1 protein-coding gene is annotated in these 231 nt (G+C 68.8%); it reads left to right on the forward strand.

Features of this window, described 5'->3' with window-relative positions; translation table 11 throughout:
* Positions 1 to 231, forward strand: a 231-nt coding sequence (locus SB764_RS45045) for an SDR family oxidoreductase (protein ID WP_410867440.1), incomplete at both ends; no start/stop codon positions are given.

A 231-nucleotide genomic window follows, 5' to 3' on the forward strand; every position in this document is an offset into this window, starting at 1 on the left:
GGGCGCCGACGGCATCACCGTCAACATGGTGTCCGGCGGCCTGCTGCGCACCACCGACGCCTCGGCCGCCACGCCCGACGAGGTGTTCGACCTGATCGCCGCCGGCACGCCGCTGCGCGAAGTGACCACGCCGGAACAGTTCGCCGACGCGGTGCTGTTCTTCGCCAGCCCGTGGTCGCGTGCGGTGACGGGACAGAATTTGATAGTGGATGGCGGATTGGTGAAGGGGTG

It is taken from the genome of Paraburkholderia sp. SIMBA_027, assembly GCF_046535315.1.
GTDB lineage: Bacteria > Pseudomonadota > Gammaproteobacteria > Burkholderiales > Burkholderiaceae > Paraburkholderia > Paraburkholderia tropica.